The sequence below is a fragment of the Roseimaritima sediminicola genome (assembly GCF_009618275.1).
In the GTDB taxonomy this organism is placed as follows: Bacteria; Planctomycetota; Planctomycetia; order Pirellulales; family Pirellulaceae; genus Roseimaritima; species Roseimaritima sediminicola.
Genome location: NZ_WIAD01000017.1, coordinates 67,370 through 82,268, shown reverse-complemented (window position 1 = coordinate 82,268; position 14,899 = coordinate 67,370). Strand labels below are relative to the sequence as shown.

7 protein-coding genes are annotated in these 14,899 nt (G+C 60.2%); 1 reads left to right on the top strand and 6 read right to left on the bottom strand.

The window, feature by feature from the left end; genetic code table 11:
* Positions 1-266: 266 nt before the first annotated feature.
* The 4 genes from GE027_RS10805 to GE027_RS10790 form a co-directional block, all read right to left on the bottom strand.
* The gene (locus GE027_RS10805; protein ID WP_162006678.1) at positions 267-4,484 is read right to left on the bottom strand and encodes a CHAT domain-containing tetratricopeptide repeat protein; all 4,218 of its coding nucleotides are present in this window, start codon (positions 4,482-4,484) and stop codon (positions 267-269) included.
* Positions 4,485-5,471: 987 nt separating this feature from the next.
* On the bottom strand, positions 5,472-6,665 hold the full coding sequence (gene ltrA / locus GE027_RS10800) for a group II intron reverse transcriptase/maturase (RefSeq protein ID WP_202617386.1): 1,194 nt from the start codon (positions 6,663-6,665) through the stop codon (positions 5,472-5,474).
* 1,014 nt (positions 6,666-7,679) lie between these two features.
* Positions 7,680-8,087, bottom strand: a complete 408-nt coding sequence (locus GE027_RS10795; protein ID WP_153557200.1) for a hypothetical protein — start codon at positions 8,085-8,087, stop codon at positions 7,680-7,682.
* Positions 8,084-9,223 (bottom strand): YdjY domain-containing protein, encoded by a 1,140-nt coding sequence (locus tag GE027_RS10790; protein WP_153557199.1) that lies wholly within the window; start codon positions 9,221-9,223, stop codon positions 8,084-8,086. Before GE027_RS10790 ends, GE027_RS10795 begins: the two co-directional genes overlap by 4 nt.
* A 113-nt stretch (positions 9,224-9,336) precedes the next feature.
* Between GE027_RS10790 and GE027_RS10785 the strand changes: the two genes are divergently transcribed.
* A complete protein-coding gene (locus GE027_RS10785) occupies positions 9,337-11,196 on the top strand; it encodes a hypothetical protein (protein ID WP_153557198.1) in 1,860 nt (619 codons plus the stop codon).
* A gap of 96 nt (positions 11,197-11,292) precedes the next feature.
* Here GE027_RS10785 and GE027_RS10780 read toward each other — a convergent pair whose 3' ends face one another.
* Both GE027_RS10780 and GE027_RS10775 read right to left on the bottom strand, forming a co-directional pair.
* A complete protein-coding gene (locus GE027_RS10780) occupies positions 11,293-11,649 on the bottom strand; it encodes a hypothetical protein (protein ID WP_153557197.1) in 357 nt (118 codons plus the stop codon).
* On the bottom strand, positions 11,650-14,874 hold the full coding sequence (locus GE027_RS10775; protein WP_153557196.1) for a hypothetical protein: 3,225 nt from the start codon (positions 14,872-14,874) through the stop codon (positions 11,650-11,652).
* Between the last annotated feature and the right edge of the window lie 25 nt (positions 14,875-14,899).

Sequence of the window (14,899 nt, the reverse complement as noted above, 5' to 3'; positions counted from 1 at the left end):
AACGGTCTATGCGGGTAGCACCTCGCTAAAACCTAGCCGAAAACCTTCGACCGCTAATTGGCCGGAAGGGAATATCCCGGCCTGCTAAACAGTTGGCCTCAACATGCACTATCACTGGCGCAGCTACCTTTCCTCTAATGTCGCTTCACGTCGTAATGCATAGTGTTGCTCATCAGCTGTTCGGTTAGGCTCTGAATAAGCTATTCTCTTCTGCAGCACTCTTTCGACACGCATAAACGGAGGTTTCTAAAAAACTGTTGCATCATCTATCTCCAATCACCGGACAACACGAAAGCGGCCCAAAACTGCGGCGACAACCTAGCTGGTTCGTGGTTCTTGGCACTGGTAAAAACCAGTGCATCGCCACGGGGTACGTCACCTGGATTACGAATTGCCCACAGTTGTGCCTCTCGCAAGGCATCAACGAGACTCATCTCCTTGTCAAGGTAGTTGGTATAGAACTCCTGCATCAACCGCCTTGTCGCTGCGTCGTTAACTTTCCACAAGCTGGCAACGGTACTTCGCGCTCCAGCCACTTGGAAGCCCCTTTGGATCCCCAGTAATCCCTCTCCGCCAGCCACTTCGCCCAACCCTGTCTCGCAAGCGGACAAAACAATTAACCGAACTCCCTCCATCGGTAAAGATGCAATTTCATCAGCGGTTAAGATTCCGTCGTCTGGTGAAGTTTCTTGGAACGGGTCAATGGGGGGCGGATCATTTGCACCGGCAAACACCAGCCCTGAGAGCTGCCCAGGACTAAAGCCTCGCACCATTTCACGGCGCTGCCGGTAAAAGAGACTACCTGATCGTCCATACCCTGCGATCAGCTTCGGCGATTGCGTCGATTTGACTTGTGGAGCAGCAAAAAAGCCGTGTGTGGCTAAGTGCACAAACATCGAGCGCGGAGCATATGCGATGAAGGCGGACTCGGTCGCCTCCGCCTGTCGCAGATCGACTATGGCATCCTGGCCAGGCTGGTACAGGCGGCGATAAAGTCCGCCAATAAACTCGACTTCATTCCGAGTTTCAGTGAGTGGTTTCCAATTTTTCTCTCCACGTACCGCACGCGGCAACCCTGAACGATTCCAACGCCGTTGACGAGGGGTTTGCGACGGCGCCTGAGGCACGAGCTGTTCGCTACTCTCCTCATAGTCAATATCCCCCATCAACAACAAATCTCTTTCCAAACGAGGAAGATCACTGCGGACTAATACCGGCAAGAGCTGCGGCACCGGAATCGTCACTAGCCGATGATCCTCGATCAAATACGTGCCTGACTCGCTGCCAGGTAACGCTGCTAGAGGCAAGCGTCCGAGCACTCCATCGGTAGACACCATGACTAGGTCACAGTCGTCAAGATATGGCCGTAGGGGCTCCCACAGCTGGTCGCGCAGCATCTGGCCGGCCGCCTCGGCAGTGGGTTTCACACCGTATGATTGCCGCCATACAACAATCGATTCCTCGGCTCTGGTGGCCGAACCGAGACTCAGCAAGACGGGTTCCGCACCAGCACGAATTACCGCCGCGAGTAAAGCGGGACCGTCCGGCCCGGCAAACTCCAAATAATCTACGAGGACCGCATTATCAGGAAGAGCTGCCTCGATGTCCTCTAGTGCGACCCTTTGCTCAGCTTCTCGAAACGCGGCGCTCTTCTGCATAAGCGACCGCTCGAGCTTTTCCTTCTGGTCTACAAGCTCAGCCAACTGGTTATTCCAAGCCTGCAGGCCTTCGGGTCCGGGAACCGATTGGCTTAACGCTGAAAGACGCTGGGCAAGCGTTCGAAGCTCTGAAAACGAGCCAGCGATGGCAGGGTCCGCCGCAGCCTTTCGCAAGGCCCGCTGCCGAACTAGTGTCGCCCCTTTCCATGCGACGCTCCGCGAGATTGCGGCTCGCGGAGCCAAATTACCATCGAGGCAACATCGTAAATAGCCGTCAAGTTGGTAGCGAAGTGCTTTCCCCATCGCCAATTGCTGCTGCTCCGAAAGTACCAACGATGTGTCTTCAATATGTGCAATCGTGACGTCGATCGCGCGCTCGTAAAGGGACTTAGCACGTGGAAAGTCGCTCATGGAGTAGTACAGCGCAGCAAGATTGCTGAGACTAACCGCAAATGTAGGGTGATCCGGCCCAAACGTTTCTCTATGAATCGCCAGGGCTTCGCAGAACAGCGGCTCAGCTCGGTTAAAATCTCCATTCTTGAAATATGTACCTGCCAGGCCGCTCATTGTATCGGCGCAAAGAGGATGCATATCACCCAGCAATCGTTCCCGGGCCGCCAGGGCTTCCTTAAATAGACTAACAGACCGGCCGTAATCACCGATATCACGACACAACTCCGCCATATCATGGACAATAAACGCGTAACTATAATGCCCTTTGCCTAAAACGGCATGTACAATCCCCAATGCCTCTCGAAAAAGAGCCTCCGCACGGCGGTAATTGCCCATACGCACATATAAACCTGCCAAATTGCTCAAGCAAACCGCGTAGTCAGAATGTTCCTTACCTACTATTTCTTCCTGGATCGACAAAGCCTCCTGCAATAGCAATTCTGCCCGTCGGTAATTGCCCACAAATTGCTGCATCCCCGCGTAATCGTTAAGACAGTTGGCATAATCGGAGTGCACCTTGCCCACCGCTTCCTCCAGAATTGCCATCGCCTCCCGGTATAGCGGATCAGCCCGACGGCAGTCGCCCCGATGGTCAAACAGTAACGCCAGACCATTCAAACTACGTGCGTACGCAGGATGTTTCCTTCCCAACACTTCATCCTGGATTGCTAAAGCCTCTCGATACAATGGCTCCGCTTGCAGGTAATCGCCTAGCATGTGATATAACTGCGCTAGAGCGGCTAGGCTAACAGCATAATCGGGATGACCCTTGCCTTGCAGCCTGCCGCGGATAACCAAGACTTGTTGATGCAGTGTAGCCGCTTGAGCGTATTCGCCTGTCTTTTTATAGACGCTCGCTAGCCCTTCCAAACTACTACAGTACTGGCGACTCTCCTGACCCGTCGTCTTATCGGCGAGAGCTAAAGACTCACGCCACAGCATTTTGGCTCTTGGATAATCGCCAATTCGAAAACAAAGCTCTGCAAGGCCAAGTAGTCCGGTGATGTAGTTGGGATGTTCCTTACCTAACTCTCGTTCAGTAATCGCTAAGGCTTGCTGCTGCAGAAGAGTGGCCCGAGCATACTTTCCCATACCCATATATATATTCGCCATATTGCTCATAGAAGCCGCATACTGAGGATGTTCCTTGCCGAGGGCCTTTTCAAGAATTGCCATAGCCTCCTGTTGCCGCAATTCAGCCTCGGAGTATTCCCCGAGTCTGTAATGTATACCTGCCAAGCTGTTCAGACTGTCGGCACAGTCGGAATGCTTAATGCCCAGCACTTTTCTCCGAGTCGCCAGAACTTCATGGTGTAGCGTCGCAGCACGAGAGTAATCGCCCATTCCTACATGAGATCCTGCTAGCTTGCTTAGAATATCGACGTAGAGAGGATGTTCGCTGCCGACTTCCTTTTCAAAAAATGCCAAAGCTTCGCGGTACAGCGGAACAGCTTGGGCGTGATCCTCTGTGCTGCCATATAAATTTGCTAATCTATATACACTGGCGGCATAGTCTGCATGCTTTTTGCCTAACACTTTTCCACGAATCCCAAGAACCTCTCGGCATAACGGCTCCGCTAGATCATAATCGCCCAACCGCAGATACAACGTTGCTAAGCCGTTGATACCAGTAGCGTAATGAGGATGCTCCTTACCGAGCACTTTCGCTCTAACCGTGGAGGCTTCCAGGTAAAAGGACTCCGCCCTTTCGTAGTCGCTCATATTCACAAGCAAACCCGCTATATTAAATAAACGATCGGCGCAGACAGGATGTTCATTACCAAGTATTGACCTGAGATGGTCAAGGCTTTCGCTGGCGATTCCTAGGCTTTCAGCGTATCGACCCTGCTGGGAAAGAGACTGGCAAACGGCTCCTTTGGCGAGAGCAGATTGGAGCAGGTGTCTTGATTCGGCAGTTAGCTGCGAGATAGTAACAGCGTCTTCCCATGCGCGTTTCAAATCACCAAGGCGGTAGTCATTATTCTCAAACAGCTGTTGGGCGATTATGAAGGCATGCTGGCGATGGTGGATCTCGCCGGCCCAGTCTTCGGCTGCATTAGCAATGTTTGCCAAAGTATTGTGAGTGCCTATAAGTACTTCGTGAACATCTCCAAACAAAGAAGTATCCAATTCAAGGACGGTCTCCATAATTCTCATCGCTGTGTCGAAGTTACCCCGCTGGAACTGTTCTTGGGACTCTCTGCAAATTGAATTCCTCCGGGCAAACCGTTCGGCCAGTTCCACATCGTTACTAAAGTTAGTATTGCCAACTGAAGCCGATGGTGGTTCATCCGCAAAACTAAGCGACGCTGTGTTGAGCAAAACCATCATCAAAAAATACAGGCTGGCGTGTGTGACGCATCGGAAAGTCACGATCGATCTCCTCGTAATGTAATGGAGCGGCAAAACGGCCAGACTGCAGCACATGGCACCAGTGGACCACTCGTGCCGAAAATAGGAGAGCAAATCTTTGGCGAGTAGCCCGAAGCGCGTCACACCTAGAGGTGACAGCGTTCTCCCACATTAGTGGCCATCCGGGTGGGACGTTGGATCCTGCTTCCTGGAGCCCCCGTTGCACCAGCAGATCGTGGCCGGCACACGCAGTAATGTCGCTCTTGCATCGCCTAGACTGTTCAACAGCATTTCGATCTAGCGACTGTCTGCCATGCTGTAAAGTTGCGATAGGGACATGCCGCATAGTTCACCAATCACCGAAAAAGCGGGCACTGCTGAATGTCGCATTCGCGGGGCTCAACCCCACACCCGGACAATCACAATACTACCCCACCCTGGGGGAGAGTGCAAGTTTGCATCACAGAAAGCAAATGCTGCGAGAGTCGCCCCCAAGTTTTGGCACCTCGCTTTAACCTCAAATGACGAAAGCTGCCGATGGCGGTTTCAGCCGTTACGACCGAATTCGCTAGGCCGTGGGTCAATCCGCTCTGCCTGAAGCAGGCTGCCCAGCCGTCACATCCAGGGCCCATGCATGCTCGAAACTGCCCAAAGCTCCGCGGTAAGACGTAGTCGGGTCCCTAACTAAGAACAGAACCATGAGCTGAAACCGATCTACAGCGCGAGCCTCAAATCCTTACGGCTGTAGCTGATGAACACAACGGTCGATTCGGCCGTCGGTTGATCCGCGGTCGCAGGCTGCGAAATCATGGCTGCCCCCCCTCAAAGCATTGAGTCAATCGAACGCAGCCTTGCGTGGCGTGAGCTCGCTCAGTCAGTGCCTCCTGCCCTTCGTCGGCCTGTCGATTTATTTGAAAACGCATTGCTGATGTGAGCCGTTTGGGCGAACGCGGTAGGGACCACCGTTGCCGGTGGCCCCCCGCACAGATCCGTACGTGAAGTATTCCCTCATACGGCTCCTGCTCTGAGTCGAGCGTGATGCCGAATGTTTGGACGGGGTTGGATGATCCGCGGACGAGGCAGGTACTTTCGCACCAGACGCCCCATCCGTGACCACGGCCAGCGGGCTTTGCCCCGTTGGCTACGCCGTTGAAGTTGGCGTCGCCAGAGCCTCGTTACCGCCTTGTCAAACTGCTCCAGGCGTTCGTAGTTGTCAGGCACCGAATGGTACTGCTGCCAGCCACGCACGACACTGCCCAGCCAGCGGCCCGTTTGCCCTACTGAGTCATGCCGGCGACGTTCAAGCTGGACCTTGATCGCTGCCAGCGTGCGGCGCATCCGTGAGGCCACCGATATTCGCTTTAGGGCGAACCGGTTTCCCCGGCGTGTTTTGCCGCACACATGCGTAAAACCCAGAAAGTCAAAGGTTTCACACTTGCCTCGGCCCTCCCGTTCGCGCCGGGCCGCGCTGCCGCGGCCGAACTCGATCAAACGGGTCTTCTGCGGATGAAGATTGAGGCCAAACGTCCCCAGACGCTCACCGAGCGCCTTGAGACAAGCTCGTGCGTCTGTCTCATGCTCAAAGCCGATCACAAAATCATCCGCATAGCGGATCACGATCACATCGCCCGTCGCATGCTGCTTTCGCCACTGTCCGATCCACAGATCGAAAACGTAGTGCAAGAATACGTTCGCAAGCAGCGGTGAAAGTACCGCTCCTTGAGGCGTCCCCTTGCCATCATCGCTCCACTCGGCTCCCTCGATGATCCCGGCATTGAGCCATTTGAGAATCAGTCGAACGATCCGCTTGTCTCCGACCCTATGCTCGATGAACTTGATCAACCAGTCACGATCGATGTTGTCAAAGAAAGCTTCGATGTCGGCGTCCAGAATCCAGTTCACTCGCTTTTCGGTGATCCCAACATACAGCGCATCGAGTGCTTGCTGCTGGCTACGTTGGGGCCGGAAGCCGTAGCTGAATCCGACGAAATCTTCCTCGTAGATGCACTGCAAAACCGTGCGGACGGCGTGCTGGACAATCTTGTCTTCGAGAGACGGAATCCCCAGCGGACGTTTTCGCCCGTCTGCCTTGGCAATGTAAACCCGTTTGGAAGGCGTCGCCCGATAGGCTCCGCGGTGAATGCGGCCGTGAAGATCGACGATGCGTTCTTCCAGACCTTGCTCGTATTCGCGCCACCCCATGCCATCGACACCGACGGCTGCATGCTTTTTTGAGCTGATAGAAGCTCCAAGTCAGCAGATCGACGTCGACGTGGTGAAGCAGCGTAGTGAACTTGAGCTCACGGCGCTTGCGCGCCGCCTCACGCACACCAGCGAGCCCCCGTGACCTTCGATGTTCCGGCTTCGGCGTCCGGTCGAGGTGGGACTCTCTGGCGTTCCTCCTTGCTGCCCCCCTTTCCTCGGCCGACTCCGTCGACGATTCAGCATCGCCGTTGTTCGCCGGGCTCATCGGTACTATGGGGTCATCTGACTTCCTGTGAGCGTTCATGTCCGCTTTACCTCCAGTGGAGTTTTCGGACCGCTGCGGACGACTTCCTTCCGCAGGCCCACAGGATCTCCCGGTTCTCGTGTTTGAAGTTTCCACCCATGCTCCGGTTCTTCGACTCCGCCGCGTCCCTGCCGGTCTTGCCAATAACGACCGGCGGGGTGTTGCCTTCCACGGGCTATAGAGTGTCGGCACATCGGAAATACCTGCTTTCGGAGCTCAATGCCCAGGCCTGGGTTTACCCCTGTCGTTACCACACCCACCGTGTTACCACGATCGGCGTACGACTCAGGGCCAGCGTATCTGGCTAGAATTTCGCTGTAAGACTCTTTCATTCTCAACTTCAAACCGGTTTATCCCGGCGTTTTCATAGCTCCGGTTTCGTCACCGCACAACCGGGGCTATCGCCCGAACGGCTCACATAAGCAACGCGATCTCGAATAAATCAACAGCCCGTCGTGCCGCCGGATAAGACCAAATAGAAGGTTCTCTCGTCGCTGCGCAGGCCGGCAGCAGAAACGACGAGCACCAACCCTTCACGTGACGCCCCCGCCCCCCCATTAGAACCGCGGGGCCCTCCAGTGTCCAATTTTTTGACAGCAATAAGCGAAGAGGGTCCAAACTCGGGCGAGTTCGGCTACGGGAGGATGGGGCGGTCCGACGGTCCAAACTCTGGCGAGTTCGGCTACGCGGGTCCTTATGAGGCGCGGCTAAAAGCGCAGCGGCTGGCCGGCTTTCAGTTGCTGGCGAACTTGACGAAGAATCGCCTTGAGATCGAACGCTCGACCGGCGGTTGAACCGTGCGGGTTCAGCACGGCCACGGAAACACCTTGGCGGACACAAGCGGCCAGGATGCGGACCATTGCCGGAGGATCCGGCGAACTGGTTCGATAGGCGCCCGAGCCGAAGTGCGTCTGACCGTAGTCCTCGGCTCGCCTATGATCGCTGAACAGAGCCAAAGCCAGCTCGCCCGAGGTGGACTCGGCCAAAGCGTCGCGCGACGGCTCCGCGTCCGTCAGCGGCGAGGCGGTGGGCTGGTCGCCCGAGCGAACTCGCCACAGGGCCGGCGTTTGGCCGGCGATCACCAGCACGGGCTGAAATGCATCGGCTTCGTTCATGACCGCGTCCCCGTTTCCGCTTGGGTCTCCGGCTCCGCTTGGGTCCCGGCGGCGTCCGGCTCGGTTTTGGAATCCGCGGCCGGCGCCGCCTTGTCGGTCTGGCCCGGCGAAGCTTCCTGAGGCTTCCGCAGCGACAACCATTTGTCGGCCGGCGGCTGGTCGGGATCGGCTTGCGGGGGCAGCGATTCGGGATCATCCACCGGCGGTGGAATCGGGATCAGGACCAGTCGCACGGGCGTGCCGTCGGGCGGAACCACGCCTTGGGCGGCGCTGAACAATAATTGCCCGGTGTCTTTGCTGCTGGCGACCGGCACATCCATCATGGCACTGCTGAAATTGGAAACACAGATCAAATCACCGGCGTCGGCTTCGTAGTACACCTGACCATCGGCCGGATCCTTCCAGAAATTGCTGCCGGCAAACACCCAGTCGGGTTTCAACGTCTGCTTGGTGCCGGTTTTGACCACCCATTTGCGAGCGTCGCTCTTTTGCAGACGTCTCTCCTCGTCGTACCACAGCACCCACACGCGGATGCTCTGGCCCGTCGCCGAAACGAACTTCGGCGCGTACTGGACCGGCGTGCCGGACTGGGCGCCGACGGCCAACAGGGCGGTGTGAACGTCGCGGCTCCGGGCCAACACCGCAACCACCGATTCGTGTTCCTTGGTGCCGGCCGGGCAAGCGAACATTTCCAGCATCCCGCGATCCATGGCCACATAGCCATCGACCAACACCTGCTTGCCCTGCTTGTCGACCCACAGACGTCCGTTCTTGCTCAGCCGAATCGCGCCCGGTGGCGGCGCAAAGCGGTCGCGTACCGTGTCGGCCGGATCCGGGGGCAGGGCCACCTCGGCCTCTATTCGCGCTCTCTGGGCCGCGGCTTCTTCCCGAGCGGTTTCCGCGTCGTCCGCGTCCTCGAGGGATGCCTCGCCGGCAGCGGTAACGCCGTCGACCGGCACGCCCTCGGCCGAGCGGACAGCTCCGCCCTCGGCCGAGGATTCGCCCTCGGCCGCTTGCTCGACCGCCGGCGAGGTGGGCAGGGGAGGCGCCGCGGAAACCGGCAAGGCTGCCGCGGTGGCGAGCAGGAAGGCGGCCACGAGGACGGACGCGGCCCGGGAAAACAGCCGAAGAATCATAGAATCGCTTGACTGGGAGGAAGGTTCAAAACACGGTAAGATCCCCATTCTACGTCCCCCGACGGGAACTGGACAAACCGAATTCGCTCCTCTGCGGCGCTCCTCCACCATCGATGGCCACTGCGATTAATACTCCACGTTCGGACATGCCCTCCGCCACCGGTCAAGCGGCCGACGCGTTCCTGTGGCCCGAGCTAAAACAACGCATTCAGAAGCGGCGCAGCAAGCGTTGCCCGGACCGGTTGTGGCCCAAGGGTGCTCAGGGCAGCCAGACGCTGCGCTGGGGCCACGCTTCGGCGACCGGTCATCCGCTGTCGCCCAGCCTCGAAGCGGTCAGCCGGTTGGCGTCCGGCGAGCCGCTGGCCGCGCAGCCGCAAATCGATTTCTGTGAAGCCGCCGAGTCGTTTTGCGATTCGCTCAGCAGTCCCGGCCTGGCGCCGCCGGATTACAGCGAAATATTAATTTGGGCCTACGCCCTGCCGGAATTGGTCGAGCACTTGGACGAACGCCTGTGGTGGGATGTGCTGAACCGCCTGCAGTCGCTGCAGCGTGCGGCGGCCGAGCAGAGTCCGCCTCATTCGCCGGCCCATCTCATGCTCGGCGGCGAGTTGGGGCTGGTGCTCGCCTGGTCTCTGGCCGACCTGCCTTCCTGCCAAGCGATGCAGGAGCCGGCAACCGCCGCGGCCCTGGCCTGGCTTGCCGAACACGACGCGGCCATCGAGGACGCCTTGGCGGAATCCGCGATTCACGTGCGATTAATTCTGGCGGCGGGCCTGCGTGTGCAGCGTTTGTTGAAGGTCGTCGCGGATCGCAAACTCCCCTCCGCCGGCGAAGCCCTGCTGTGGAACCTGACCACCTGGGCCGCCGCACTGACCAATCCCGACGGCGTCGCCGTGTTCTCGACCGCAGCCAAAGCCGACGTCCGCGAAGACGGCGCCGACGGCGGTTTGCTGAGCACCGCCGCGGCGATCCTGGACGCCCAGTCGCTCGGTCCCGCCGTCCAAGCTTCGCTGGGTCACAGCAAGAGCCGCGGGCGACTCGCCTGGCAGGTTCGTTTGCCCGAACCGATGCTGTACAGCGAAGCGGCCGGCCTGGCGGCGATGTTGCCCGAGTGGGACGTTCGCCGCGGCCGCGTCTTCCTCAGCTATGGCAGCGAACCGTTTCGCCTGGAAGTCCAGACCGGACGCGCACGGCTGATCCAAGGCACCTGGGAAGTCCAGATCCAGCGCGGCCAGCAGACGCTGGCGCCCTGCGGACCATGGACCGAAACCTGTCAGTACACCGACGACGATGTGCATTACTTGGAACTGCAACAGGCGTGGAGCGGCGACCTGATGTTGCAGCGCCAGATCATGGTCGTCCGTGACGATCGCTGCGTGATGTTGGCCGACGCCGTGGTGTCGCAGTCGGGCGATGGGTCGCCATCGGGCGGTGTATCGAAAAGCGCCGATTCGGCCGCGCCGATTCAGTACCGCGGTCGCTGGCAAACCGCTCCGACGGCCGATTGCCAAAGCGAGGAAGAGACCTGGGAGGTGATTCTGAACGATTCCAAACCCCGGGCCCTGGCCCTGCCGCTGGCCCTGCCCGAATGGCGCGTCGGTCCTGCCGTGGGTTCCTTCGACGTGGTCGACGACGGGCTGCAGTTGACCGTACGGGGCAAAAACAATGTCTACGCGCCGCTGTGGATCGACGGCCAGCGGCGCCGCTTCACCAAACCGCGCACCTGGCGTCAATTAACCGTCGCCGAACAGCTGCGGATCGTCGGCGACGACGAAGCCGTCGCCTACCGGATCGAAGTCGGCTCGGACCAGTGGTTGGTGTACCGTTCGCTGGTCGGCCGCGTCAGCCGCACGGCTCTGGGCAAGAACCTGGTGGCCGATTTCTACTGCGGCCGCTTCGATTCGGCCGATGGCTACTGCGAAGAACTGGTCACCGTCGACGACGCCGAAGAAGAGCCAGAGGATTCGGCCTAAGACGACGCCCTGAGCCGTTTGGGCGAACGCCCCGGTTCCTTTACGCACACACCGCACAACCGGGGCTATCGCCCAAACGGCTCACAGGCAAAAAGCCTACGCTTGCAGGTCCAGGTGTTGGCCGCTGGCGCTGTCGCGGCTCGCCGGAGAGGCGGGCTTGTTCGGATCCTGCCGGGCACGATCCTCCTGCCCGGCACGATCCTCCTGCTCGGCACTGGCGTCCTGCGGCGAATCACCGCGCTCGTAGGCTTGGCGTCCGTCGGCTCCGCTGTCGCCGGCCGCCGCATCGCGTTCGATTTCCGCGACGTCGCTGCGGTCTCCGGCCGGAGCATCGGCCCGTTGCCGAGCCGCTTCGGCGGCGGCCGCCTGATCCAGATCGGTTCCCTTGGCCGCCGCTCGCTGGGTCCCGGCAAGCGACGCGAGGCCGGTCGGCGGGACGGGATAGATATTCATCTACATGGATTTGCCAAAGGTGGAACGTGCCCGCTGGGAGATACTGTCCAGTCCCATCCCAGGAAACAACCGATCCAGCGTCTCGCTGACCCCTTCGAGGGTGCTGCGTTGGATCGTGGGGGCGTCGAGCGGACCTTGCACGTTGATCGACCACAGCGTGTATCGCTGGCTGTCCAGCGGCCGAATCAACCGGCTCCACGTGTTCTGCGGACTGACCCGCGTGTTGAAATTCAGGTTCAACTCGCGCATCCGACTGACCGTCCCGCTGCCGTGCAGGGCGATCAAGTCCCCCCACAACTGTAGCTGACTGAACGCGATCTGGTCGCCAGAAAGTGAAAACAGGGCTTTGCCGTCGGTAAAGGCGACCTCTTCTCCCGGGCGAACCCGCAATTGATTTAACAGCTGGACGATCTGCGGCAATTGATACAGGTTCGCTTCGCTCAACCGAGCTTCGCCGACGCCTTTGAGCAGATGCATCGCACCGAGGGCCCCTTCCAATTGGATCTGTCCGCTCAACCGGCCCGTCATGTCGGACTGAGTCTGCTGGAAATCCGCCAGCACCGCGGGCACTTCGACTTTGTCCAGCGACACCAGGGCTTCGTACTGGCTGGTCGCCAATCCGATCGTGGCCGACAGCGTGAATTGGCCGCCGAAAACGCGGCCGGCGATGGGCTGGAAATTTTCGCCTTTGTCCAGGGCCGGATTCACGACCCCCAACAGCAATTGATCGTGGCGGACGGCGAACGGTCCTCGCACGCCGGTCAACTGGATGCCTTGGAAATGCATCGAATCCAATTGCACGCTGCCATCGGCATTGATTCCGGCGGCGTCCTGCTCGCCGCGAAACGTCAATTCGCCACGTATGTCGCGGACGGGCCCCACGTCGCCGATGCGGTTGCCCTCCAGTTGCACCTTCAGATCGAATCGCGACTCGGGCTGGGGAAACCGATCGTTGGGCAACAGCAACGACGTCTTGCCGCTGACGCCCAGCGGCCCGCGTAGCTGCAGCCGCTGGCACACGCCCCGCACCTGCGGCGGCAACGACGAGATCAGTTCGTTGTCGACCGTCATCCGGCTGCCGCTGAGCACGTTCAGGTCCAGCTGCCAGCGGCCGTCCTCGACCGCTTCACAGGTGCCGTTCGCCGCCAACCGCGTGGCGTCGTGGCGGGCGTCGAGCTGTTTAATGGTGACCCTGCCGGCGTCGTACACCACCGTCCCGGCGACCAGGTCCATGCGATAGGGTAGGGCGTTGGGCCGGACGCTGACCGTGTTCTGAGAGACGCCCGAGACATCGCCCAGAGAGGCAACGAGCTTCAGTTCCGGCGTCAGATGCTGTGGCCGTTTGGAAACGGCCACGTCGACGCGCTGCAGGATGCCGACCGGGGCGAGCGCATCCCAGGTGACTTGCGAAGCCTCCGGCAAGGCGGCCCGCAGCGTTCGATCCAGCGGCACGCCTTTGCCGACGAAACGCAGGTCCAGATCCCCGCCGCCGGGCGTCAAGCGATACGTGCCGTCGCAGTGCACGGCCGCCGCATCCCCGTTTTCCGCCACGAATCCGATCAGCCGAGTCGTCTCGTTTTCAACCAGAACCTGCCCGTGCACGCCATAGAGCGGATAGGGAAAACCGTCGTAGCGGAGCTGGGCATCTTCGAAGCGCAGATCGATCCGCTGCGTTTTGTTACCCGCTTCGTCGATCGCGATCTCGGCCGACGCCACGCGCACCCCGCCGGCCGCCGACAACGATCGGGCAAACGTCTCCAGCTTGGTGGGCAGTTCGCCACGCGGCGTCAGGGCGGCCAGCAGTTGATCGTTGATCGCGATCGCCCCGTCGACCGAGGCGCGAAACCACAGGGGTTCGCCCGATCCGGCCGGCGTCAATCGCATCTGACAGTGCAGCGGTTGCCCGTCGACCATCCCGAACATCTCTTCACATGTGATCACCCCGTCGCGAAACTCGGCCGTCCCGTTCAGATCCCGTACCGGATAGGGAAAACGATCGAACTGCACCGCGACGCCCTTGGCCTGGACCGTTGCGGCGGTCGACCACCGTCCCCTCTCGTGCACGGCGACGGCCGATACGTCGACCAATCCGGAAGGCTGCAAGCGGTCCCATTTGGCGCGCAGGGCGGGTGGCAAGGCGGCGGCCAGTCGCCCGTCCAACAGTAGATTGTCGGCGGCCAGTTCGCAGCGGAGCGTGCACGGCCACTGCAGGGCGTCGGTTTGCGCACTGCCGCGACACAGCGCCCCATCGACATACGCCTGCACGTCCTCGAACTGTGCCCCGGCCGGACCGATGCGGTAGCGGCCACTGATTTTCTGCGCCGCCAAGGCGATCCGGGGATGCTCGAACCGTCCCTCGACCACCTGCCCGCTGAGTTCCCAGTCCAGCGGCTGATCGGCCACCGCTCGCAGCCGCAACTGGGCGCTACCTAAACCGGAAAAACCGTCCAGGGTCCGGCGGAGGACCGCCAACGGCGCCGGCAATCGTTCCAGCCGCCGGTGATCCAGCCGCAACTGGGTCGCCGCCGCCTGCACGTCCCAGCCCCCAGGACCGCCCGCGGCGGTGAAGCTCAACTGCTGGCATTCCGCACTGCTGGCGATGCCCTGGACGCGGTAGGTCGCCGCAGCGGAATCGTCGGCGGTCATTTTGATGATCCGGCCACGGATGTCTTGCCACTGGATCGAGCGGGCCGGATCGGTCGGATCACGCATCAAGCGCAGCCGTCCGTCCCGGACCAGTACGACCGGACATCCGGGGCCCATCTCGGGCAGCGGCAGCAGCTGTTCCAGCGAATACCGCTGGCGGTCATCGGCCCACAGATTCAGCTCCACCCCGCTGACGATCATCCGCGAGGCGCACATCGGCGACTCGCCGTCGTAGACCCGCTGCCAGTGCATGTCGGTCTCGGCCAACAGGCGGTCGATCCGCACTAGCGGCACGGATTGGCCATCGGGCTGCGGAACATCCACCGCAACGTCTCCCAGCACCAAGCCGCTGCCGGCGTCATAGCGGCCGTAGCCGATGCGGATTTCCAGATGCGGATAGTGTGTGGCCAGTTTCGCTTCGATCGATCGCCGGGCCTGCTCGCCCAGGGTCTCCGGCACCAGTCCGCGAACCGCCAAAAAGGCCAGCGCGGCAAACAGCACCAACCAGCGCAGGCGCCGCGGTCGCGAGACGGCCGGCCGGGTTTTCGGCGCAGGCTGCGATTGTTCGGCGGCTTCCATGCCGTTGACGTACCCTCAGACCAAA

Excerpts from the sequence above, each read along its gene's own strand:
- GE027_RS10795 (WP_153557200.1), bottom strand. The coding sequence starts at position 8,087 with ATGAACGAAGCCGATGCATTTCAGCCCGTGCTGGTGATCGCCGGCCAA.
- GE027_RS10775 (WP_153557196.1), bottom strand. The coding sequence starts at position 14,874 with ATGGAAGCCGCCGAACAATCGCAGCCTGCGCCGAAAACCCGGCCGGCC.
- GE027_RS10785 (WP_153557198.1), top strand. The coding sequence starts at position 9,337 with ATGGCCACTGCGATTAATACTCCACGTTCGGACATGCCCTCCGCCACC.
- ltrA (WP_202617386.1), bottom strand. The coding sequence starts at position 6,665 with ATGGGGTGGCGCGAATACGAGCAAGGTCTGGAAGAACGCATCGTCGAT.
- GE027_RS10790 (WP_153557199.1), bottom strand. The coding sequence starts at position 9,223 with ATGATTCTTCGGCTGTTTTCCCGGGCCGCGTCCGTCCTCGTGGCCGCC.
- GE027_RS10780 (WP_153557197.1), bottom strand. The coding sequence starts at position 11,649 with ATGAATATCTATCCCGTCCCGCCGACCGGCCTCGCGTCGCTTGCCGGG.